Annotated in this window: 23 protein-coding genes and 1 pseudogene; 4 read left to right on the forward strand and 20 right to left on the reverse strand. The window is 42.7% G+C overall.

The genetic code is table 11. The features are described 5' to 3' along the window. Positions 1 to 48: 48 nt before the first annotated feature. Genes hisIE through SB660_RS10955 form a run of 8 tightly spaced genes read right to left on the reverse strand, consistent with a single transcriptional unit; the run spans position 49 to position 6,478 of the window. Positions 49 to 678, reverse strand: a complete 630-nt coding sequence (hisIE, locus tag SB660_RS10920; protein WP_144461768.1) for a bifunctional phosphoribosyl-AMP cyclohydrolase/phosphoribosyl-ATP diphosphatase HisIE — start codon at positions 676 to 678, stop codon at positions 49 to 51. Continuing rightward, positions 675 to 1,433: an imidazole glycerol phosphate synthase subunit HisF gene (gene hisF, locus SB660_RS10925; protein ID WP_180310044.1), complete on the reverse strand. Its 759-nt coding sequence runs from the start codon at positions 1,431 to 1,433 to the stop codon at positions 675 to 677. Before hisF ends, hisIE begins: the two co-directional genes overlap by 4 nt. Then, complete coding sequence (hisA, locus tag SB660_RS10930; RefSeq protein WP_410582500.1) at positions 1,430 to 2,167, reverse strand: 1-(5-phosphoribosyl)-5-[(5-phosphoribosylamino)methylideneamino]imidazole-4-carboxamide isomerase; 738 nt, start codon at positions 2,165 to 2,167, stop codon at positions 1,430 to 1,432. Before hisA ends, hisF begins: the two co-directional genes overlap by 4 nt. Continuing rightward, positions 2,164 to 2,802 (reverse strand): imidazole glycerol phosphate synthase subunit HisH, encoded by a 639-nt coding sequence (gene hisH, locus SB660_RS10935; RefSeq protein ID WP_180310042.1) that lies wholly within the window; start codon positions 2,800 to 2,802, stop codon positions 2,164 to 2,166. The genes hisA and hisH overlap by 4 nt, the downstream gene beginning before the upstream one ends. Then, entirely contained in the window at positions 2,802 to 3,386 is a 585-nt protein-coding gene (gene hisB / locus SB660_RS10940) for an imidazoleglycerol-phosphate dehydratase HisB (RefSeq protein ID WP_410582503.1), read from the reverse strand. Before hisB ends, hisH begins: the two co-directional genes overlap by 1 nt. After that, complete coding sequence (gene hisD / locus SB660_RS10945) at positions 3,383 to 4,672, reverse strand: histidinol dehydrogenase (protein WP_410582505.1); 1,290 nt, start codon at positions 4,670 to 4,672, stop codon at positions 3,383 to 3,385. Before hisD ends, hisB begins: the two co-directional genes overlap by 4 nt. Beyond that, a complete protein-coding gene (gene hisG / locus SB660_RS10950; RefSeq protein WP_003213329.1) occupies positions 4,669 to 5,310 on the reverse strand; it encodes an ATP phosphoribosyltransferase in 642 nt (213 codons plus the stop codon). Before hisG ends, hisD begins: the two co-directional genes overlap by 4 nt. Then, a complete protein-coding gene (locus SB660_RS10955; RefSeq protein ID WP_410582507.1) occupies positions 5,303 to 6,478 on the reverse strand; it encodes an ATP phosphoribosyltransferase regulatory subunit in 1,176 nt (391 codons plus the stop codon). Before SB660_RS10955 ends, hisG begins: the two co-directional genes overlap by 8 nt. Before the next feature lie 233 nt (positions 6,479 to 6,711). Between SB660_RS10955 and SB660_RS10960 the strand changes: the two genes are divergently transcribed. Then, positions 6,712 to 7,506, forward strand: coding sequence for a C39 family peptidase (locus tag SB660_RS10960; RefSeq protein WP_180310039.1), 795 nt, complete (start codon positions 6,712 to 6,714; stop codon positions 7,504 to 7,506). Between the two features lie 60 nt (positions 7,507 to 7,566). Here the strand turns inward: SB660_RS10960 and SB660_RS10965 are convergent, their stop codons facing one another. The 8 genes and pseudogenes from SB660_RS10965 to hprK all read right to left on the reverse strand — a co-directional run bounded on the left by SB660_RS10965 (position 7,567) and on the right by hprK (position 13,376). Continuing rightward, on the reverse strand, positions 7,567 to 8,205 hold the full coding sequence (locus SB660_RS10965; protein ID WP_410582509.1) for a DsbA family protein: 639 nt from the start codon (positions 8,203 to 8,205) through the stop codon (positions 7,567 to 7,569). A gap of 45 nt (positions 8,206 to 8,250) precedes the next feature. Further along, on the reverse strand, positions 8,251 to 8,892 hold the full coding sequence (locus SB660_RS10970) for an NAD(P)-dependent oxidoreductase (protein ID WP_180310037.1): 642 nt from the start codon (positions 8,890 to 8,892) through the stop codon (positions 8,251 to 8,253). An 86-nt stretch (positions 8,893 to 8,978) separates the two neighbouring features. Beyond that, positions 8,979 to 9,407, reverse strand: a complete 429-nt coding sequence (locus SB660_RS10975; protein ID WP_003213266.1) for an Rrf2 family transcriptional regulator — start codon at positions 9,405 to 9,407, stop codon at positions 8,979 to 8,981. Positions 9,408 to 9,476: 69 nt separating this feature from the next. Then, the gene (locus SB660_RS10980) at positions 9,477 to 9,995 is read right to left on the reverse strand and encodes an acyltransferase (RefSeq protein WP_144461752.1); all 519 of its coding nucleotides are present in this window, start codon (positions 9,993 to 9,995) and stop codon (positions 9,477 to 9,479) included. A gap of 1 nt (position 9,996) precedes the next feature. Then, on the reverse strand, positions 9,997 to 10,647 hold the full coding sequence (ppaX, locus tag SB660_RS10985) for a pyrophosphatase PpaX (RefSeq protein ID WP_410582512.1): 651 nt from the start codon (positions 10,645 to 10,647) through the stop codon (positions 9,997 to 9,999). Continuing rightward, positions 10,644 to 11,588, reverse strand: a pseudogene (locus SB660_RS10990) (nucleoside recognition domain-containing protein). The gene ppaX and the pseudogene SB660_RS10990 overlap by 4 nt, the downstream one beginning before the upstream one ends. 19 nt (positions 11,589 to 11,607) lie before the next feature. Continuing rightward, positions 11,608 to 12,432 (reverse strand): prolipoprotein diacylglyceryl transferase, encoded by an 825-nt coding sequence (gene lgt, locus SB660_RS10995; RefSeq protein ID WP_119125435.1) that lies wholly within the window; start codon positions 12,430 to 12,432, stop codon positions 11,608 to 11,610. 11 nt (positions 12,433 to 12,443) lie between these two features. Next, on the reverse strand, positions 12,444 to 13,376 hold the full coding sequence (gene hprK, locus SB660_RS11000) for an HPr(Ser) kinase/phosphatase (RefSeq protein ID WP_058013598.1): 933 nt from the start codon (positions 13,374 to 13,376) through the stop codon (positions 12,444 to 12,446). Positions 13,377 to 13,554: 178 nt separating this feature from the next. Here hprK and nagA point away from each other — a divergent pair, with 178 nt between their 5' ends. The 3 genes from nagA to SB660_RS11015 are packed head-to-tail and all read left to right on the forward strand — an operon-like array spanning position 13,555 to position 16,220. After that, positions 13,555 to 14,745 carry an N-acetylglucosamine-6-phosphate deacetylase gene (gene nagA, locus SB660_RS11005; protein WP_410582515.1) on the forward strand — a complete coding sequence of 397 codons (1,191 nt, stop codon included), beginning with the start codon at positions 13,555 to 13,557 and terminating at the stop codon, positions 14,743 to 14,745. Further along, on the forward strand, positions 14,745 to 15,470 hold the full coding sequence (gene nagB / locus SB660_RS11010; protein WP_180310033.1) for a glucosamine-6-phosphate deaminase: 726 nt from the start codon (positions 14,745 to 14,747) through the stop codon (positions 15,468 to 15,470). Before nagA ends, nagB begins: the two co-directional genes overlap by 1 nt. 24 nt (positions 15,471 to 15,494) lie before the next feature. After that, positions 15,495 to 16,220, forward strand: a complete 726-nt coding sequence (locus SB660_RS11015) for a GntR family transcriptional regulator (protein ID WP_180310032.1) — start codon at positions 15,495 to 15,497, stop codon at positions 16,218 to 16,220. Between the two features lie 28 nt (positions 16,221 to 16,248). Here SB660_RS11015 and SB660_RS11020 read toward each other — a convergent pair whose 3' ends face one another. The 4 genes from SB660_RS11020 to SB660_RS11035 form a co-directional block, all read right to left on the reverse strand. Beyond that, complete coding sequence (locus tag SB660_RS11020; protein ID WP_410582517.1) at positions 16,249 to 20,106, reverse strand: lamin tail domain-containing metallophosphoesterase family protein; 3,858 nt, start codon at positions 20,104 to 20,106, stop codon at positions 16,249 to 16,251. A gap of 95 nt (positions 20,107 to 20,201) precedes the next feature. After that, the gene (locus SB660_RS11025) at positions 20,202 to 20,588 is read right to left on the reverse strand and encodes a phage holin family protein (RefSeq protein WP_012011384.1); all 387 of its coding nucleotides are present in this window, start codon (positions 20,586 to 20,588) and stop codon (positions 20,202 to 20,204) included. Next, positions 20,589 to 20,783 (reverse strand): PspC domain-containing protein, encoded by a 195-nt coding sequence (locus SB660_RS11030; protein ID WP_044139369.1) that lies wholly within the window; start codon positions 20,781 to 20,783, stop codon positions 20,589 to 20,591. It lies immediately after the preceding gene. Positions 20,784 to 20,789: 6 nt separating this feature from the next. Beyond that, on the reverse strand, positions 20,790 to 21,905 hold the full coding sequence (locus SB660_RS11035) for a DUF4097 family beta strand repeat-containing protein (protein WP_410582520.1): 1,116 nt from the start codon (positions 21,903 to 21,905) through the stop codon (positions 20,790 to 20,792). Positions 21,906 to 21,909: the final 4 nt, after the last annotated feature.

Below are 21,909 nucleotides of genomic sequence, written 5' to 3' on the forward strand. Positions count from 1 at the left end.
ATTTGTTTTACACTTGGAAAATAAAAAGCCAGAGGTGCCTCCGGCTTTTCACTCACCTTGATGACGTTTTTTTAATACTTTTAATACATCATCAAGCGGCAATTGCTGTTCACGTAATAACACAAGCAGGTGATACAGAAGATCGGCTGTTTCCCATTTCAATTCTTCTTGATCCCTGTTTTTCGCGGCAATGATGACCTCTGACGCTTCTTCCCCTACCTTTTTCAGGATTTTATCGACCCCTTTTTCAAAAAGATAGGTTGTATAAGCCCCTTCTGGCATTTCTGCCTGACGTTTCGCAATCACCTGTTCAAGTTCATTGAAAATGGCAAAACGATCCTGCTCTTCCGTTTGACGCTTCACGCCTTCTTCCGAAAAGCAGCTATAGCTGCCAGTGTGGCAGGCTGGTCCACTTGGTGTGACAAGAACAAGCAGAGCATCTTTGTCACAGTCATATCGAATGGATGTGACTCGCTGAGTATGTCCAGATGTGGCGCCTTTGTGCCAAAGTTCGTTTCTTGACCGGCTGTAAAACCATGTTTCTCCTGTTTCTAGTGTTTTTTCATAGGATTCTTGATTCATATACGCCAATGTCAATACTTCCTTACTTTGAGCATCCTGTACAATCGCAGGTATCAGTCCTGCCTCATTAAAGGATAATTCGTTTGCCTGTTTCATCTGACCTTCACCCCGTGTTCTCTCAAGTATGTCTTTACTTCTTGAATTGAAGTCTCTTTATAATGAAAAATGGAAGCTGCTAAAGCTGCATCCGCTTCTCCTCTTGTAAATGCCTCCAGCATATGCTGAGCATTGCCAGCGCCTCCTGAAGCAATGACAGGTACGGTGACAGCTTCTGACACAAGCTTTGTTAATCGATGATCAAAGCCCTTTTTCTCGCCGTCAGCATCCATACTTGTCAGTAAAATCTCTCCTGCTCCCCTCAGCACGGCTTCTTTTGCCCAATTGCTAACCTCTATATCCGTTTGACGGCGCCCTCCGTGTGTATAAACCATGTACGCTTTTTTCTCTTCATCGTACTTTGCATCTATTGCGACGACGATGCACTGAGAACCAAAAAAATCGGCACCTTCTGAAATCAGTTTTGGTCTTAAAACTGCCGCTGTGTTCACAGATACTTTGTCTGCACCCGCTCTTAATATGCGCTTCATGTCATCAAGGTGGTTAATTCCGCCGCCTACCGTAAAAGGGATGGCAAGGGTTGACGCTACTTGCTTGACCACATCCACCATCGTTTTCCGGCCTTCATGAGAGGCAGAAATATCAAGAAAGACGAGTTCATCCGCCCCTTCCTCATCATATATCTGCGCTAATTCTACCGGATCACCAGCATCCTTTAAGCCGAGGAATTGCACCCCTTTGACCACACGCCCTTCCTTCACATCGAGACATGGGATGATTCGTTTTGTCATCATACGCTGTCAAGCCCTTCAATTGCTTCAGCTAAAGTAAACCGCTCCGTATAAAGTGCCTTTCCAATGATCGCACCAGAAACGCCTGACTGTTTTTGAGCTGACAGCTTTTGAAGATCGGCTACCGAACTGATACCGCCTGAAGCAATGACTTGTTTGCCTGTAGCTTCTGCTAAGCGAACTGTACTTTCCACATTAGGACCAGCCAGCATGCCATCCATTTGAATATCTGTGAAAATAAAGACCTCCGCTCCTTCATTTGCCAACTCTTTGCCGAGATCCTCTGCCTTCACTTTCGATGTTTCAAGCCACCCCTCAGTCGATACGAATCCATTTCGCGCATCAATGCCAATTGCTATTTTCTCCCCATATTGCGCAAGCATTTTTTTCACAAAGGCAGGGTTAGAAACAGCCGAGCTGCCAAGGATGACTCTAGCTACACCATTGTTTATATAAAAAGCAACGTCTTCTTCTGTTCGAATGCCGCCGCCTATTTGTACATTTACGTCTAAGGATGAAGCAATCGCCAGCACATGCTCATGATTGACGCGATTCCCCGCTTTCGCACCATCTAAGTCAACGAGATGAATCCACTTTGCTCCTTCATTTGCAAATCGCGTCGCCATATCGAGCGGCGAATCTCCATAAATGGTTTCTTGATCATAATCTCCTTGCACAAGCCGTACACATTTGCCATTTCTCATATCAATCGCTGGATACAATGTAAATTCACTCATCTGTTCACCCTCTGTTCGTTTGCTAATTGAATAAATTGTTTGAGCAGCGCCATGCCCGTTGTACTGCTTTTTTCAGGGTGAAACTGTGCACCTAGCACATTTCCCTTGCCGACAATTGCTGGTACTTGAACGCCATAGTCTGCGCTTGCTAATTGCTCATCTGCATTCATATCCCTCACATAATAAGAGTGAACAAAGTACGCAAATCCTTCCGGTACCCCGTCAAACAATGGGGAGGGCTGATGAAATGTAAGCTCATTCCAGCCCATATGAGGCACCTTCAGCCTTTGCCCATCCTGGTCACGATCCTTTAAAAGAACGACACGCCCTTTTAGCAGCCCCAATCCTTTTGTACGCCCTGCCTCTTCACTCTCTTCAAATAACAGCTGCATCCCAAGACAAATGCCAAAGAGCAGCTTTCCTTCCTGCACTACTTGGTGGATAAACACCTCAAGCCCTGTCTGTTTTAACAGCTGCATCGCATCACGAAACGAACCAACCCCAGGCAAAATATAAGCATCTGCCTTTTTGAGCTCCTCCACATCAGAGGAGACGATATAACTGGCGCCTGCTCGTTCCAGTGCTTTTGATACGCTGAACAAATTTCCCATTCCGTAATCAATGACGCCGATCATTAGAGCATCCCCTTTGTCGAAGGAATCCCTTTCACACGTGGATCAATGGTTGTTGCTTCATCTAAAGCACGTGCCATTGCTTTAAAAATAGCTTCAATCATATGGTGCGTATTGGTTCCATAGTGAACAATTACATGAAGATTTATACGAGCTTCTAACGCAAACTTCCAAAGAAACTCATGTACGAGCTCTGTATCAAAGGTACCGACCTTTTGACTTGGAAAGGCCGCTCTCATTTCCAAATGAGGACGATTGCTTAAATCGACCACAACCTGAGCAAGCGTTTCATCCATAGGAACAAAGCTGGAGCCATACCGCTTAATCCCCTTTTTATCACCTAACGCTTCCTTAAACATTTGCCCAAGCACGATGCCGATATCTTCTGTTGTGTGGTGATCATCAACATCCGTATCTCCTTTCGCATTGACGGTCAAATTAAAGTGTCCATGCTTCGTAAATAGATCGAGCATGTGTGTCATAAAAGGGACATCTGTTTGTATATCCGCTTTTCCTTCCCCATCAATCTCTAACGATAACGAAATATTCGTTTCATTTGTTTGTCTCGCTGTTTCCGCCTGTCTCATGACGATTCCTCCCGCTTTCTCGATTCAATCGACCTTGCATGTGCCTCGAGCCCTTCTAACCTGGCAAAAGCCGCAATGCTATCCCTGTGTGTCTCAAAGGCTTCTTGACTATATGAAATAATGCTCGTTTTCTTTTGAAAATCGGTCACACCAAGCGGGCTAGAAAATCTAGCTGTTCCGTTGGTTGGCAGCACGTGATTCGGCCCTGCAAAATAATCGCCCACCGGCTCAGGGCTATAACGTCCTAAAAAAATCGCCCCTGCGTGCTTGATTTGACCAAGAAATGATTCTGGATATGCTGTCAGCACCTCTAAATGCTCTGGCGCTAACTGATTGACGACGTCTACTGCACGATCCATGGAATCTGTCACGTATATACGGCCATGATGTTGTATGGATTGTGCGGCGATTGATTTTCTTGGCAAGGTATTCAGCTGCGTTTGCACCTCAGCTTGCACGTTTTCCGCAAGTGTCTTAGACGGAGTCACCAAAATACTAGATGCCATCGCATCATGCTCTGCCTGAGAAAGTAAATCGGCCGCCACTTCATGTGCTATGGCCGTGTCGTCTGCTAGAACCGCAATTTCACTTGGACCGGCAATCATATCAATATCTACCTGCCCAAATACTTCCCGCTTTGCCAGTGCGACATATATGTTGCCTGGACCTGTGATTTTATCAACAGGCTGGATACTTTCTGTCCCATACGCAAGTGCCGCGACCGCCTGTGCACCGCCCATTTTATACATCTCTGTAATACCGAGCTCCTTCGCAGCAACGAGTACAGCGTCAGAGAGATAGCCGTCTTTCCCCGGAGGTGTCACAAGGACAATTCGCTGAACACCAGCGACAAGCGCCGGAATCACATTCATTAAAACAGATGATGGATAAGCAGCTGTTCCGCCGGGGACATACACACCAACTGCATCAAGCGGTGTCACCTTTTGTCCGAGCATCGAGCCATCTTGCTGGTGATAAAACCAAGAGGATGCCAGCTGACGCTCATGGTATGTGCGAATATGACGGATAGCCGTTTGGATCACCTGAATCATGGCTGGGTCCAAGCGTTCGAAGGCTTTTGTCATTTCTTCCTCTGTGACAAGCGAGTCTTCAAGCTGCACTCCATCAAATTGCTTCGTAAAAGACTGTACCGCTTGATCACCATTTTTCCTCACTTCTTGTATAATCCGCTGAACAGCCAGGCGCTGCTCTTCCGTGCCTGTATCTAAAGTCCGCTTGAGTGAGAGTGTCTCTGTCTCACCTTCTTTTATGTAGGTGATGTTCATGATGTTTCCTCCCCTTCAATGATTCTTGCAAGGCGCTGCGCCATTTCATCGATCACCGCATCCTTCATCCGATAGCTCACAGGATTGACAATAAAGCGTGACGTAATATCACAAATATGCTCCGTTTCAACAAGGCCGTTTTCCTTCAGTGTTTGACCTGTAGAGACAATGTCAACAATACGATCGGCGAGTCCGATGAGCGGTGCTAATTCAATGGAACCATTCAGCTTAATGATCTCTACTTGCTCCCCTTGTTCTCTAAAATAGGAAGATGCGACATTTGGGTACTTTGTTGCCACACGCGGCGCGACACCGCCCCAGCTGGCTCCCGGCAATCCGGCAACCGCTAAATGGCATTTACTGATGTTTAAATCAAGCACCTCGTACACATCACGAGCTTCTTCGAGCATGACATCCTTCCCTGCAATGCCAACATCTGCTACACCGTGCTCTACATAAGTCGTCACATCCATTGGCTTCGCTAAAATAAAGCGGAGGTTTTCTTCCGGTACATCAATGATTAACTTTCTTGAATCCTCGAATTCCTCTGGCAGTTGATATCCCGCCTGCCTTAACAGCCCTGCGGCTTCTTCAAATATCCGGCCCTTCGGCATCGCCATCGTCAACACTTTACCCATTTTGCTCTCCCTTTCTAGCGCCGATAAAATAAGTCACCTGCTCAAATGCCTTGGTCATCGCGTCAATATTTTCAATCCCTGCTAAGTCTTGCAGCACGATCTTTTTCCCTTTTGACCGCTCCTTTTCTGCAAAAGCAAAAGCCTCCAGCCGTTGTTCTTTACTAAAAATCACTGCCTCCTGCGACTCATTGATTTCTTTTGCATCAAGTGCTTCAAGCAGACGGTCTAATCGAAGTCCGAATCCTGTAGCTGGTGCAGGTGCATCGAAATGAGCAAGCAATTGGTCATATCTGCCGCCACTTCCGATGACTGACCCAACATGATCTGCAAATACTTCAAACAAAATACCCGTGTAGTAGCTCATATGACTCACCATGCTTAAATCTAGACGGATATATTCTGTACAGCCGTAATCTTCAAGTGTCTCCCAAAGCGACTTTAACTGCGTGAGCACCTCTTTTCCTTCTTGTGAAACGACGATTTCCTCTGCCCGCTCTGTGACTTCCTGGCCGCCTCTTAACTCTAAGAGCTGTAACAGCCTCGTTTTATCGATAGAGGAGAGTGGTAATTGCTTCACATGCTGACGGTATCCTACATAATTCTTTTCATATAAGAATCGGCGAAGAACGTTTGCACGCTCTGTATTTCCCAGCACATCTACAAATAACGTCTCTGCTAAAGCGACATGCCCAATCGCGATTTTGAAGGACTTGAGCCCAGCATTCTTTAATGCGAATACGACAAGCGCGATCACTTCAGCATCTGCACTAATCGAACCGTCACCAATCAACTCAATTCCGACCTGCTCAAATTCTGATGGCCTTCCGCCTTCTCTTTCCTGCGCCCGGAACACATTGGCCGCATACCCAACGCGAAGCGGATATGCCTGTTCATGAAGCTTTGATGCTGCCACTCTCGCAATAGGTCCCGTCATATCAGGTCTGAGTACAAGGGTTTGCCCGTTCTGATCTAAAAGCTTAAAGAGCTGTGTATCTGTAATCGCTGATTGAACACCGACTGTATCGTAAAATTCAAGCGTTGGTGTCTCCATCAACCGGTAACCCCAACCATTCATAACCTCTGTTAAGGAATGTCTCGCTTTTTTCTTCGTCTCATACAATCCTGGTAATGAATCCCGCATACCATATGGTTTCTCAAACATAAACATGTTCTTCTGCACCTCCAACACATTAAAACAAAAAATTCCGAATCCTTTAGTTCGCTAATATGATAATATGCTAACAAAATAAAGTGATTAAATCAATCATTTTTATTTTCTCTCTATTTTCATGAAAAATTTGTGGAATTATTACATTCAAGTGACACCTGTCCCTTTTCTATATGTTCGATGAAAGAACGTGCTATAATACATAAAAATATTGAATAAAACAGGAGATTACAGTGAAGTTCATCCAGACATTAATCTTAACTTTGTTGTGCGCATGCCTTGTTTATTTCGGCTTTATATACGTGACACAAATCGACCAAGTCAAAAAGACAGCTTCACCACACGAAGCAGCCAATGAAAAAGAAAACGATACAGCACTCGCAGCTGAAGAAACACGATCAACGAAAAAAACAGACACCACCTATTCTTCCTTAAAAGGAAGCAAAAAAGCCATGGACGTCATCCTTTACAATCAAATGGATGCCCCAAAGCTTTATAATGGATGCGAAGTTACAAGCTTAGCGATGCTTCTTCATTACAGCGGCTACGAGCAAGTGACGAAAGACGCTTTGGCAAATGAAATTAAACGTGTTCCGCTCAATTATGAAAATGGCTTAAAAGGAGACCCACATGACGGATTTGTAGGCGATATGGAGAATGGACCAGGTCTTGGTGTGTACCATGAACCTATTTATCAGCTTGCGAAAAAATATGCGGGCGCTCAAGTCGTCGATTTAAGCGGAAAACCTGTCAAAAAGGCCATCTATCAATCACTTGAAAAAGGGTATCCTGTTTGGGTGATTACCACATCCACCTTTGACAAAACAGATAACATCGAAACATGGAATACACCAAATGGCAAAATAGATGTAAGCTTTAATATGCATAGCGTGGTCATCACAGGCTATGACAAGGAACATGTCTACTTAAATAACCCATACGGAGAAAAGAATCAAAAAGTCGATCGCGACCAGTTTGAAGATTCTTGGGAACAAATGGGCAGTCAGGCGATTATCATTAAAGCATAGAACAATTTTTCTTTGAAAACATGAAAAACCATCCTCTATCCGAATAGAGGATGGTTTTTTTCATGATGATGCTTCTATGATTTCCTTCAGGCGCTCCTCAAGCTTTTCAGCTGTCATCGCTCCTCCGCCTACATTGAAGTATTCATCCCCTTTTTTTAATAAAAGGGTAGGGTAGCCATTCACTTGAAGCTGATGAACCTTTGCAAAGTCGGCATACGCATCATTGATGACTTCTTTTGTTTTCATTCGTTCAATGACGATATTAGGATCAAGTTGATGTGCCAGAGCGATTTCCTGATACGTTTCATCATCGCTCAGGCTTTTTCCGTCTTGATAAAAAGCCTTTTGCATCGATGAAGCCAAGTACCATGCACGATCTGGAGCAACGGATCTTAATGCTGAAAAACCAATGGCTGCAGCCTCAGAGTCTAAGACAAATGTCCCGTTTGCTAGCAGCTTCTGATAACGTTCACCAAACTCAACGCCAGTTAGCTGACTGATCCGCTGATTCGCTTCTGATATATGTGGATTTTCCTTTATTGGAAGACTTCTTTCTCCTACAAATAAGCCGCCAGATACTAGCGTCAGTGACATTTCAGGATGATTCTCATGCAAAGTACGGATACTGTTGGAAAATCCATAACACCAGCCACAATACGCATCCCATACATAAATGAGAGACAATTCTTGATCATTCATACGTTAAACTCCTTACTCCTCGTTTTTTAGCGGCAACGAATTGATTTATTCTGCTTCAGATACAACAGTAAAACGTTCTCCAACATGGGCAGCCTGCTCCATTTCATCGACAAGCGCAATAGCGTAGTCAGCATAGCTCACATAGCTGTCACCTTTAGAATTGACAATCAGCTGGTCTTTCCCTTTCACATAAGAACCTGTGCGTTTGCCTGCTGGATCAAAGAATGCAGCAGGGCTGAGGAAAGTCCATTTTAACCCTTCGGTTTGTTGAAGGTCTTTGAGGTTTTCACCTTGCTGTGAAGCAGTCGCCATATACTCCTTTGGAAATTCTGGTGTATCGACAAGTCTTGTTGTTTTGGCTTCATCAACAAAAAGACTGCCCGCTCCGCCAACAACGATTAAACGCGTATCGGGTACTTCTTTCAAAATATCAATCAGCTTTTTCCCAGCCTCTACGTGAAGGTGTTCTTGTCCAGCAGGTGCGCCAAATGCATTGACGATGATATCAAAGCCTTTAATGTCTTCTGCTTGTAAATGAAACACATCCTTCTCGATAACAGCTACCGATGAATCTGTCACTTTTTTCGCATCTCGAACGATGGCTGTTACCTCATGTCCTCTTGATTGAACCTCTTTTACAATTTCCTGTCCTGCTTTACCTGTAGCGCCAATAATACCGATTTTCATATGAATTCCTCCTGTAAAATGATGTTATTCGATAAACAAAGGTGTAACCAATTCAGTTACAACAGAGGTAAAAAAAATTGAATAGATCATCCAATTTTTTTGATTAACACCTGCGTTAGTTCACTTAATTTGATCTCAGCAAGCACTTGCTCCATCGCACTTTGAGCGCGGCACAAGATTAACTCAAGCACAGCTTGGATATTTGCACCAATCGGACAGTCAGGATTTGGGCTTTCATGGATTTGAAACAATTCTCCCTCATCCACCACTTCAACCGCTTTATACACATCAAGCAGCGTGATATCGTCTTCACTGCGGTTCAGCTGAGAACCGCCTTTGCCAAGACTCGTTGAGATTAGGCCTGCTTTTTTTAATTTACTCATAATACGGCGGATGACCACTGGGTTGGTATTCACACTTCCTGCGATATCCTCCGATGTCTGTAATGATCCTTTTTCAAGTGATAGCAAGGCCAGAATATGGACAGCGACAGTAAATCTGCTGCTGATTTTCATGTTTTCTCACCTCTGTTGTAATCATTATAGTTACACCACAACATATTGTCAACAAAAAAATCTGCCGAGCTACTCAGCAGACTTAGATTGACGTGCTTTCATTTCTTCTTTCGTATAAATCATGCGCATTGGATTTCCTCCAACAAATGAGCCTGCTGGAACATCCTTATGTACAAGTGTACCAGCCGAAACGATCGCTCCATCCCCAATGGTCACACCAGGTAAAATGGTGGAATTGGCTCCAATTAAGACTTCATCACCAATATAGACTTCCCCAAGTCTGTATTCTTTAATCAAATACTCATGGGACAAAATGGTCGTATTATAGCCAATGACAGTATTTCGACCGACCGTGATTTTCTCAGGAAACATGAGGTCGACCATGACCATTAAGGCAAACGCTGTATCTTCGCCGACCTTCATACGAAGAAAGGTTCGGTATATCCAATTTTTCATTCCCATAAAAGGCGTGTACCGTGCGATTTGAATGAAAATAAAGTTTTTCACCACTTTGAAAAAAGGGACTGTCCGATAGACTTGTCTTAACGAATTGACCCCTTTTACAGGATAACGATCTGTTTTTCTCAACTCAATCAGCTCCAACAATCGCCAGAAGATCACTCATTTTCTTTAGCATAAAATCAGGGCGATGCTTTAAAAGGGCTTCTTCTCCCTTAATTGACCAAGCAACACCTGCTGTTTTTGTCCCTGCCGCTTGACCAGACAAAATATCGTGATAATTATCGCCGACCATCACCGCTTCATGTGGATCACTGCCAAGCTTGGATAATGCCAGCTGGACAGGCTCCGGATGCGGCTTCTCATTTTGGACATCATCGAGCGTCACAATCACTTCAAAAAATGGCTCTAAACCGGTCAGCTTCAATCCCATTAACACTGTGTCACGTATCTTTGTTGTGACAATTCCAAGCTTAAACCCTCGATCCTGCAAGACTTTCAATGTATCCAAAACAGTCTCATATTCAGTGACGAGCAGATCATGCTGTTCATGATTAAACGTACGGTACATCTGAATCATGTCATCCGTTAAATCAGGGTCCATCGCAGAGAATGTATCAAATAATGACGGACCAATGTAATGAAGGATCTCTTCACGGCTGTACTGACCAGGGTAATAATGGTCAAGCGTATGTTGAAATGAAGCAATAATTAATTCATTCGTATTGATTAATGTGCCATCTAAATCAAATAGCACGGTGTTAATAGTTGATTCGTTCATATGGCTTCCTTTCTAACAGCTGCGAGATCGCGCTTTCGCCAAATATAGCTAATGGCAGCTGTTAATAAAATAGCAGATATCAAACGGATGACAAGAAGCGGCCACACAGGAATCCCAAGTGGAATAAATATCAGCGTATCTTCGACCACTGCATGGCAGGCAACGAGGAAAATGAAAGCAAGAGTTAAATCCTTTTTACTCACGCCGTCCTCTTCCACTGCCTTCATCATCACGCCAGCTCCGTATGCCAGACCAATGGTTAATCCAGCGACCATCGTCATCGACGTATTTTCTTTCATTCCAAGCATTCTCGTAAATGGAGACAGCCACTTAGACAACGTATGGAGCTATCCTAAATCTCTCATGAATTGAATGATGATCATGAGAGGGATGACGATACAGGCGAGCTGGAGCACACCGAGTACGGCTTTTTGTAAAGCGATAAGGACAATCATGTACCAGCTGGAAGGCACATCAGCCGTTTGGGCAGCCGTCAGCAGTCCATATTGTGCCGGCTCCTGGCCTCCCTGCCAAACGAGATGAATGACAATAGCCGAAACAACAGCAAGACTGATTCTGACCAGCAAAATGACAGACACTCTCAGTCCAACCTTTGCTGCCACTGTCGATTCGATGATCAGGTTATGACAAAAGGACAGCATCACGGCCAATATGAACACTTCCTTCACAGGAAGATCTAGTGTCAAAATGGCGGCTATGCCCGCATACAAGTTCAGCACATTTCCTAACACAAGCGGAATGGCTGCTTCTCCTGAAAGACCAAACAATCCCATAAATGGCCGTATGAATTGAATAATCCAATCCATAACAGGCGTATGCTGCAAGATACTGACGAGAATGGTAACCGGAAAGATGACTTTTCCAAGTGTCCAAGTTGTCGATAGCCCTGCTTTTAAGCCATTTTTCCATGTCTCCCGCATCCTTCTGATCCCCCCTACTTTAATTCGATGAGTTGTTCTCTTTATACGGAATCGATGCGTGACCTTTTATTCTTCTAAAGATGATCAGCAGAACAGCCACTGCAAAAATGGCAATCGAAATCATTTGAGCGATCCGAAGATGTTCTGTCAGCATCAAACTGTCCGTTCTCATACCTTCTATGAAGAAACGACCGATTGAATACCAAATTAAATAAGACAAGAAGATTTCGCCTCTGCGCATCGATGTTCTACGTAATAAAATCAAGATCACAACACCGGCAAGATTCCATAATGATTCATATAAGAACGTTGGGTGATAATACGTCCCATCAATATACATTTGATTAATGATAAACTCAGGCAAATGTAAATTCTCTAAAAAGGCTCTTGAAACAGCCTCACCATGCGCTTCCTGATTAATAAAGTTCCCCCATCGTCCAATGGCCTGCGCTAGTAAAATACTAGGTGCTGCTACATCGGCTATTTTCCAGAAGGACACCTTTTTCACTTTTGTGAAGACGATCGCTGTCAGCACAGCACCTATCAGCCCGCCATGAATAGCAATTCCGCCATGCCAAATCTTAATGATTTCATTTGGGTGCTGCTGATAGTAATCCCATTCGAAGGATACATAATAAATTCGTGCACAAATAATCGCTATTGGAATGGCAAATAAGATTAAATCAATAAACGTATCTTTATTGATTCCTCTTTTCTCACATTCTCTTAGTGCGAGCCAGAGTCCTAGTAAGGCTCCGACCCCAATGATCACACCATACCAATGAACCGAAAGAGGTCCGAGCTGAAAAGCAATCGGATCAATTGGCTGAATCGCTTCGTTCATATAGACAACTCCTATTCATCTTGGCCATTGTCTTCAATGACATCGGCTAGTTTACTTGTAAATTGTTCCGCCGCATTATGTCCCATGCGTTTTAACCTGAAATTCATCGCAGCCACCTCAATGATAACCGCTAAGTTTCGACCAGGGCGGACAGGAATGGTCAGCTTCGGTACATCTGTATCGATGATTCGCATCTTCTCTTCTTCAAGTCCTAAACGATCGTACTGTTTGCCTTGTTCCCAAAGCTCAAGGTTCATCACAATCGTAATTCTCTTATAGCTTCTGACAGCCCCAGCTCCAAATAAGGTCATCACATTAATGATGCCTAATCCACGGATCTCTAAAAGATGTTCAATCAGCTCTGGTGCGCTTCCGACTAACGTATCCTGATCCTCTTGACGGATTTCCACGCAATCATCTGCGACCAGCCTGTGTCCTCTCTTTACTAATTCTAAGGCTGTTTCACTTTTTCCTACTCCGCTTTTTCCAATTAACAATACACCTACACCATATACATCTACGAGCACGCCATGAATCGCGGTTGTAGGTGCAAGCTTGCTTTCTAAAAAGTTGGTCAAACGACTCGAAAGTCTTGTCGTTTTTAGGCTTGAACGTAACACAGGTACACCATTTTCATTTGAAGCTGCAATTAATTCCTTCGGCACTTCACGATCTCGTGACAAAATAATTGCAGGGGTAATATCAGTACAAAGAGACATCATTCTCTGCTTTCGTTCGCGTTCTGGGAGCTGTTCAAAAAAAGAAAGCTCTGTTTTCCCTAAAAGTTGAACTCTTTCTTTTGGGTAATATGTAAAATAACCAGCCATTTCAATACCTGGTCTGGAAAGATCACTGATTGTAATGGGACGATTAATCCCTTCTTCCCCACTTACCAGTTCAAGATGAAATTGTTCCATTATGTCCTTCGTACGAACTTTCGGCACGCTTCTTCCTCCTTTTATCACAGGCGATTCAGAAATACAGCTCTATTTTATCACTTTCAATGATGATCCCAAAACAGTATTTTATCCTGATCCTGTTTTCCGTTCATCAACTGGTATAGACAACTATACTTAAAAAGGGTAAACTAAGTCAAAGACAATGACTAAAGGGGGCACAATCATGAGCAGCTCTTTATTGCTCTCCAATATTCATATTGTGACAAAGACTGAAATGATGACAAACGGTTTTGTCGGTTTACGCGACGGCAAGATTGACTATATTTCAACATCACCACCGACAGGAAATTATGAAAAAGTATATATTTCCCGGGAAAACTTTTATTTACTTCCCGGAATGATTGATATTCACATCCATGGGGGATATGGAGCAGATATGATGGATGCGACATCAGAAGCCATGAATACACTCGCTGCTAACTTACCATCAGAAGGAACGACAAGTTTTTTAGCCACAACTATCACTCAAAACCATCAGGAAATAGAGCAAGCACTTAAAAATGTCGCCCAGTGGAAACAATACAATGAAGAACAAGCAGGCGTTCAGGCACAATGTTTAGGTATCCATCTTGAAGGTCCTTTTATTTCTAAAGATAAAGCAGGGGCACAGCCTGTTCAATGGATCAAGCAGCCCGATCGCCCTCTTTTTGAAAAATGGCTGGATGCTTCTGAACAGCTTATTCGAATTGTTACGTTCGCACCTGAGGAGGACCCTGACTTTTCTTTTCTTTCTTTGTTGCAAGAAAAAAACATTATTCCTTCTATTGGACATACGAATGCCCATCATGACATGATTGAATTAGCAGCAAAGCATGGTGCACGCCATGTCACACATCTTTATAATGCACTGAGTTCGTTTCAGCATCGTGAACCAAACGCTGTAGGAGCTGCTCTTACGAACGAGGATCTTCATACTGAGCTGATTACGGATGGGATACACTCTCACCCACTTTCCATCAAGCTTGCCTATTTAGCAAAAGGAAGTGATCGTTTAATAATGATCACTGACTCGATGCGCGCAAAAGGACTCGGGAATGGCACGTATGAGTTTGGAGGCCAAACAGTCACAGTCAGCGGCGAAAAAGCTTTACTGGCAGACGGTACACTAGCAGGATCGATTCTGCGCATGAAAGATGGCGTCAAACGGATGAAACAGATCACACATTGCGAATGGACAGAGATCGCAAAGATGACTTCAACTAATGCAGCCATTCAGCTAGGACTGGATCAGCAGCTTGGTTCGATCGAAGTTGGAAAACAAGCAGACCTTGTGATCTGGGATGAGTCTGGCGAACTAATGATGACGATCTGTCATGGACAAATCGTCTTTGAGAATAAGGAGGCCAACCATTAATGAACATCATTGAATTTGAAGATAAAAAACAATTAGGAAAAGAAGCAGCAGCCCTGATCGCGCGCACAATCGCTTCTAAACCAGATGCCGTACTCAGCCTGGCAACGGGCGGTACACCTCTTGATACGTATCAAGAGTTAATTCACCTTCATCAATCGCAACAATTGTCATTCAAACAAACAAAAACAGTCAATTTAGATGAATATGCAGGACTTGAGCCAAATCATGAAAATAGTTATATGACCTACATGAAACGTCATTTATTTGATCATATTGATCTTCCACAGGATCAGTATTTTCTTCCAAATGGCGCTGCACCTGATTTAGAAAAAGAATGCTTAAGATATGATCAGCTCATTCAAGATATAGGCGGCATCGACCTTCAGCTTCTTGGAATCGGTCAAAATGGACATATTGGGTTTAACGAGCCCGGTACCCCATTTAACTCAAAGACTCATGTCGTGCAACTAGATGAAAACACACGGCAGGCCAATGCAAGATACTTTTCTTCTATTGATGAAGTGCCTACACATGCCCTCACCATGGGCATTGCAAGCATTCTTTCTAGTAAAAAGATTCTCCTTCTTGCATCAGGAAAATCAAAAGCGAAAGTGATACAATATTTAGAACAGACTGAGATACATCCAGACTTCCCAGCATCTGCTCTGAAACTTCATGAAGATGTGACGATTTTGATTGATCGAGAAGCTGGTTCACTACGCTAAAGCTAAACACGAGAGGATTTTCACATGTTTATTGATAAGCAGTCACCTATTCCGATGTACCATCAGATTATGGAGAACTTGAAAAAACAGATTGAGGATGGAACATTAGCACCTGATACACTCATTCCTTCTGAAAGAGAATATGCCGAACGCTTTGGTATAAGTCGAATGACTGTCAGACAAGCCTTATCGAACCTTGTGAACGAAGGATATTTGTATCGACAAAAAGGAAAAGGCACCTTTGTGAGTCGAAAAAAATTTGAACAGCCGCTTCAAGGTTTAACAAGCTTTACAGAGGATATGCGTCAGCGTGGTCTTAAAGCTTCAAGCCAGCTGATTGATTTCAAAAAAACCGTCTGTCCAGATCACTTGCTGCCTGTCTTACAACTCTCAAATGGCGATGCTATATTTGAACTCAAACGGATACGCCTCGCAAATGATGAACCGATGGCGATTGAAACGAGCTATATCCCTGAAGCATTTGCCGGAGATTTAACAAGGGAACATTTAACTGGCTCTATATATGAATATATAGAGACTCAAACAGGCCTTACAATTGCTCATGCAAAACAAGAGCTTGAAGCGAATGTTGCTTCAAATGAAGAAGCACATGTGCTGTCTATTTCAATAGGCGATCCCGTGCTCTCAATCGCAAGAACGACTTATTTTCAGAATGATATTCCCTTTGAATATGTCCTTTCCGTTTATAGAGGAGATCGTTACAAGCTGATTCATACAATGGAAAGATAAACAGTGCCCTTATAAAGGAGCACTGTTTTTATTTCCTAAGAAATGTTGCTTCACGATCATCTTTTGTATGAATTTTCCATATCGGCGAAATCGCTTTTCCTTGAAAACGATCTTTTGCTACGGTATACCAATAATAATCTTCGTTTGGCTTTAAGCCTTTCCACTCAAAGCTTGCTTTTTTGCCGCTTCTTACGCCACGCGCCTCTCCTATCAAAACATTTGTGTACACATTGAGTTCAAAATAGTTGGTTTTGACAGATTTCATTTTCGGTGTCAAATCCACATCGATTGAAAATTCATCTTGATCTCCATACGTTTTAGGATCGTAGAAATGCTCTTGATTCATGTAAGGTGAGTACGTCGTAAAATGAAGCTGGTTTTTTTCTTGATCGGCTGTTATCAATCGCATAAACCCTTGTCCCCCTTCAGGTCCTGACTGATAATCAGCGAGTATTTGATATACTTTCCGGTCTACTTTACCATCCTTGTCATCGTCAAGCTCATCTACTTTCCTGCTCGCTCCGTGATAGTGTCCGCTAAATACCGCCACTATATTGGGATGGCGCTTCACCACCTGATGAAAGATGAGGTCACCAATCGGACTGCGGTTTCCACTGACCAACAAATACTCATGGAAATTTAAAATGACAATACGGTCTGGATGCTCAGAAATCACACGGTTCAACCAATCAATTTCATCTTGCTTAATCCCCCAGCCCATGTATACCATCATATAATCATTGCCACCGGCAGAAATGAGATCATAATGACCTCGATTGTTTTGATAGGATTCACCATAATACGGTTTATTTGCAAAGCGTTTCTCACCGAAATATTTCCCATATTCCGCATAAAAACCGTCCTTATGTCGAACATCATGATTTCCTGCTAAAACACCATAAGGAATCTGCTGCTCATCTAACACGCGCATAAAGGTATCAGCACGATGCCATTGTTTATCTTTTGAATCATCCACAATGTCACCTGTATGGAACACATATTGAATGTTTAACTTTTCTCTCTGGTCTCTGATCCACTCGACCATTTGTTTAAAGATATGGGGATAGCTCTTTGCATAATATTGTGTGTCAGACATCCAAACCATCTTATATGGCTTTTGCGCTTTACTGATTTCATCCTGTACAAGCAAATCAAACGTATAATTCTTCATGTACTGTCTGACTGACAGCAGTCCTTTCAGGTAAAATTCCTTCTGATCCTTAGCAAAATGATGAGTGATTTTATCCCACTTTTCTTGCTGATGATTCCATGCATACATGGTCACCTTTCTACCTGACAATGAACTCCCTTTCCACATCGCCTCGACGACATCCTTTTCACGTACATCTTGATCAACCTTGATTTGAAAACGATGATAGGGAAAACGATGTAAATCCTTCGTTTCAACTGACTTACCATCAGCAAATGCAATGCGATTCCTTTCTTGATTAGAAAAGATCATTTCTCCCTTTTCGTTAAAGCTCTTTGGCGGTTCTGTCTCCGCTGCATATTTCAAAATCTTCATTGATGGATGGAGTGATGTATATTGATAGGCACGGTAAAAGGAATAATCCAGCTTATCATTCGTTGGATCCTTGGTGAGCACAGTTTGCTTAGACGATTTCATTTTTGTCTTATCTGCTACTCGTTCTGGTGGCTCAGGGTGCTCATGTACCGTCTTGAATTCCTTTTTCAACGTTGACATGTTTCCTGCGGCATCTTTTGCTTTAATTATCAACGTGTGTTCCCCCGGGTTTAATTCGCTAGAGGACGTCTGGTATGGCAACGAAACTGGCTTGCCATCTACATATGCTTTCATCTCTTCTATGTCACTCCAACGATCTGTTACCTTTGCTTTTAACGTAAAAGCTCCTTTATATGGATCCTTTGTTTGCACGTTGGTTTTAATTTTTGGACCTGTATTATCGACCATCACATGTAAAGATGCATGCTCGTCTGAGGTTTTGGCCTCAATCAGGTGCGGTCCCTCTTTCAACCTTCTTGTATCCCACTTCATATACGTTGAAACATAAGCTTCTTTTGGTATGTCAAATTGAAATGTTCTGACCTTTTTGGCGTTACCGCTGTCTCCCATTCTCCATTCTTTTTGCGGCCTTGCATTGATTGGAGGAATTTGAGTTCCATTCGACAGAATCATCCGGACGTTTTTTAGTTCAAAATCATCGTGATTCTCGCCAGGCAGCCGGTCTACTGGAGAAGTCTTCGTTCCAGCATGGAAGGAGATCGATTGGAGACCTGCTTTTTTCATCTCTGCTTCTGGTATTGGCATTGTATAGGTACGATACACTTTTGTCGAATCATCAAAAATAGAAAGTAAGTGCTTACCTATGGACACACCATTTTTAAAATATAAATTTGTCCCTTTGACATCAAATGCAATATATGGATCTGCTTCAAGGGCAGAAAATACTTGCTGATTCCGCTTTCCATCTATCAATAATTCAATGCTTTTTTTCTGATCAGACGTCGCCTTTAATGGAAATAATCCTGAAACCGTATCTCCTTCTTCTACGTTGAATCGAAGGCCATGAGCTTTGCTAACTTGCTCCACATCAATCATTTTTTTCATCGTCATTGCTGTATTTTCACCGTCTGACGCTTCTAGCTGATATTCCAATTGTTCTTTACCAATCAACTCAGGTGAGTAAATAATATGATGAAATAACCGGTCGTTATGATCTTTTTGAAGTAGTAATTCTTTGAAATCATCTTTCCGATTTGTTCGATAGCGAAGCTTGACGGTTTTGACGACCTGATCATCCTGTACATCTGCTTTAATCTCTATACTTTCAGTTGGTTTCACTGGTTTTTTCACTGTCATATCTTCAATCACAGGTTTATGGATATCCTGCGACATTTCTTTTTTCTCAGATGGAATTTGTGCTTTTAGCACTTTTCCAGGCGTAGGCTCTTCTTCAATTTTCGAGATCAGCTTCATTTGCGAAGTACCGTCCATTGGATATTTGAACAGCAAAGATTTATGCTCACTAAACCATGAAGGTTTCAAGCGAAATGCTGCTGAAGAAATCTCCTCCCCTATATTTGTTGTGATGGAAACAAGACGAGATTTAGAGTTGGACAGCCCTTTGCTTTCGATGACAGATACATCCTCTCCCTCTTTTAATTCACTTTTGTACATGGCATTGAAGTCCGCTATAGTTAAATGCTCCTGCCCTTTTTTCCTCAGCCAGAAAACATACGGTTTTCCAGGCGAAAGAGTAACTGGATTTGTGTGAAAGGAATACACATCATCCATGTCGGTTCCTTGTGCAGGATTGCGATAGCGAAGCTGATAATGTTTAAGAGAGATCGGCTCATGTGTTGTGTTATATACTTCAATAAATTCAAATGCATCTTTGCCTTTGCGATTTTTTGAATTGACCACAATTTCTGTGATGACTAAGTCCGGAATGCGTGAAAGATCCTCTTCAAATCCATTTAAGTGGACAGATTGTTCTGCCGTTTTGATCACGGACTTTTGCGTAAGAAATTCTGTATAGTAACGAACGGTTGAATTCCATAATTGATCTGGCGGAATTTTCGCTGTAAATTCTGGCTTCATACCTGGCAGCCGTTCCATTGGGATCAAACGGTACCCTAGCTCATCACTTTGTTTATAATACAAGTTCGCAGACAAAATTTGTTCCGCATCCGTAATAGACGCACGAAACTGGAGATCACGGCTTTTTTCCCCTAGAACTGGACGGACATCCACATGAAAGGGATCAAAGATAAAAGGAGAAAAAGGCTTGTCCGGTATATTGACTTGTGTTTGAATAAAAGGCCCTGCTGAAGCAGGCTGATTGAAACAAAAAAGAATGATAAAAAAACATAAAAGCATGATTTGTCTGCTCACGTTCACCATCGTGCACCGCCTCCCTTCGGATATTGTGTCTCCTGAAGGAAGTTTTTATGTCAGATGAAACGGAGAAACGATACAAAATGGGTCAAAAAAAACCGTTAGCTTTTTTTCGCTAACGGCTCCACAATTCCTTTTTGTATTAACAGATGGAAAATGGATAATATGACAGCCATCCAAATGGCCGTTCCAAACCCATCAATGTTAAAACTGTCGCCCATAAAACTTGATGTCATCATAAGTGTGATGGCATTAATCACAAATAAGAACAATCCTAGTGTGAGGACGGTTACTGGAAGCGTTAAAATGATCAAAAACGGCTTCACTAAAATATTGAGCAAGGATAAAATGATACTTGCCACAATGGCTGCGCCAAACCCTTCAATATATACGCTCCCAAGCCCTGGCAGAATGCCTGAATCAAAATATCCAGCAATGACGATTAAAAGTAATGCATTTACTAAAATACTGACGATCCATCTAAACATTTAGTTAGTGCCTTCTTCCGGAACAACAAAATACCAGATGAAGTAGACTAGGAAAATTGGCATAAATGCTGTCATAAATCCGATGATGACCGTTAAAATGCGAAGCAGGGATGCATCGACACTTAAGTATTCGGCAAGTCCACCAACAACACCCGCTATTTTTTTATCTGTTGCTGAACGATAAAGCTTCTTCATGTAGAATCACTCCTTGTCTGATTGGTGCTTCACTTGTATTGAACCTGTTTTTGTTTCTGCAAAAATGGATATACTGTTCACTGCCTGTTGATTGGCTTTGATCATTTTCTCTTTTTGTAATGTCTCATTTTTCTCTTTAATCATCTCTGCATCAAGCAAATCGTGAGAAATAGACCCAAGATTGCTTTTCAGCTCAGCGGTCACTGCACACGCACGCGGGATCTGGACGTCCACACTGCCTGTTGTCGTTTTCGCATAGATGGAACGGCACTTCTCATCCGACAGCTGAACAGCAATATTTCCGTTAAAGCTTTGGGCATCAATTGATTCACTTTTCCCGCGCAGGTCAATAAGCCCATTAATGGTTTCTACTTCAATCATACCACACTCGTGATCCGCCAGTTTAATTTGTCCGTTTGCTGTTTCAATTCCAACCTTTTCCGCCTGTAAAGAGGCAAAAGAGACAACACCGTTGGTGGTTTTCGCAGCAAGTTCTTTTGTCTTTAGCTTTTCCCCGCGAATCGGACCATTAAACAGCTTAACCTTGATTTTATCGTATTGGATACGCGGTACATATAAAGTAACATTGACTTTCATTGTCTTCTTTTCGGTCCGGATAAAAAATTTATCCCCTTCGAGGCCGCAGTCCAATTGATTGAGAAATTGCTGTCTTGCCTGCTCTCCGTCTTCTGCACGGTAGATTTTCGCATGGCATTCTGCTCGAATATCGCCATCGTCCCAAGGCATCAGATTCCCATCGTCCCAAGGCATCAGATTGAGACTGCCATTCGCCAATTGAATATCTAAGTGAGTGAGTGAGGCGTCTTTGAACTGAAAAATGTGCTCAACGTCGACCGACTGTCCAAAGTTCAAATCAAGATCTACGTCTTTCACCTTTTTCACCGCAGAATCTAACCAGCCAAACAGCTTTGCACCAAGATTTTCGGTACCTGTTCCTTTGCTCTCTGTGCCAGCTTTTTCTTCATGAAAGGTGTGATCAGTCGTTGATTTTTCTAATGAAACAGACGGACTTTCCTCCAGTTTTTCAAGCAGCGTAATCGCTTCTTTTGCCGATAATGTCCCGTCTTCTACTAATTTTAAAATGCGTTCTTTTTCATTCATACAA

The organism is Bacillus sp. SIMBA_005, assembly GCF_046535585.1.
Taxonomy (GTDB): Bacteria; Bacillota; Bacilli; order Bacillales; family Bacillaceae; genus Bacillus; species Bacillus pumilus.

What these genes read in the sequence shown, in the direction of transcription:
- hisIE (WP_144461768.1), bottom strand. Translation starts at nt 678, where the DNA reads ATGAAACAGGCAAACGAATTATCCTTTAATGAGGCAGGACTGATACCT.
- hisF (WP_180310044.1), bottom strand. Translation starts at nt 1,433, where the DNA reads ATGATGACAAAACGAATCATCCCATGTCTCGATGTGAAGGAAGGGCGT.
- hisA (WP_410582500.1), bottom strand. Translation starts at nt 2,167, where the DNA reads ATGAGTGAATTTACATTGTATCCAGCGATTGATATGAGAAATGGCAAA.
- hisH (WP_180310042.1), bottom strand. Translation starts at nt 2,802, where the DNA reads ATGATCGGCGTCATTGATTACGGAATGGGAAATTTGTTCAGCGTATCA.
- hisB (WP_410582503.1), bottom strand. Translation starts at nt 3,386, where the DNA reads ATGAGACAGGCGGAAACAGCGAGACAAACAAATGAAACGAATATTTCG.
- hisD (WP_410582505.1), bottom strand. Translation starts at nt 4,672, where the DNA reads ATGAACATCACCTACATAAAAGAAGGTGAGACAGAGACACTCTCACTC.
- hisG (WP_003213329.1), bottom strand. Translation starts at nt 5,310, where the DNA reads ATGGGTAAAGTGTTGACGATGGCGATGCCGAAGGGCCGGATATTTGAA.
- SB660_RS10955 (WP_410582507.1), bottom strand. Translation starts at nt 6,478, where the DNA reads ATGTTTATGTTTGAGAAACCATATGGTATGCGGGATTCATTACCAGGA.
- SB660_RS10965 (WP_410582509.1), bottom strand. Translation starts at nt 8,205, where the DNA reads ATGAATGATCAAGAATTGTCTCTCATTTATGTATGGGATGCGTATTGT.
- SB660_RS10970 (WP_180310037.1), bottom strand. Translation starts at nt 8,892, where the DNA reads ATGAAAATCGGTATTATTGGCGCTACAGGTAAAGCAGGACAGGAAATT.
- SB660_RS10975 (WP_003213266.1), bottom strand. Translation starts at nt 9,407, where the DNA reads ATGAAAATCAGCAGCAGATTTACTGTCGCTGTCCATATTCTGGCCTTG.
- ppaX (WP_410582512.1), bottom strand. Translation starts at nt 10,647, where the DNA reads ATGAACGAATCAACTATTAACACCGTGCTATTTGATTTAGATGGCACA.
- lgt (WP_119125435.1), bottom strand. Translation starts at nt 12,432, where the DNA reads ATGAACGAAGCGATTCAGCCAATTGATCCGATTGCTTTTCAGCTCGGA.
- nagA (WP_410582515.1), top strand. Translation starts at nt 13,555, where the DNA reads ATGAGCAGCTCTTTATTGCTCTCCAATATTCATATTGTGACAAAGACT.
- nagB (WP_180310033.1), top strand. Translation starts at nt 14,745, where the DNA reads ATGAACATCATTGAATTTGAAGATAAAAAACAATTAGGAAAAGAAGCA.
- SB660_RS11015 (WP_180310032.1), top strand. Translation starts at nt 15,495, where the DNA reads ATGTTTATTGATAAGCAGTCACCTATTCCGATGTACCATCAGATTATG.
- SB660_RS11020 (WP_410582517.1), bottom strand. Translation starts at nt 20,106, where the DNA reads ATGGTGAACGTGAGCAGACAAATCATGCTTTTATGTTTTTTTATCATT.
- SB660_RS11025 (WP_012011384.1), bottom strand. Translation starts at nt 20,588, where the DNA reads ATGTTTAGATGGATCGTCAGTATTTTAGTAAATGCATTACTTTTAATC.
- SB660_RS11030 (WP_044139369.1), bottom strand. Translation starts at nt 20,783, where the DNA reads ATGAAGAAGCTTTATCGTTCAGCAACAGATAAAAAAATAGCGGGTGTT.
- SB660_RS11035 (WP_410582520.1), bottom strand. Translation starts at nt 21,905, where the DNA reads ATGAATGAAAAAGAACGCATTTTAAAATTAGTAGAAGACGGGACATTA.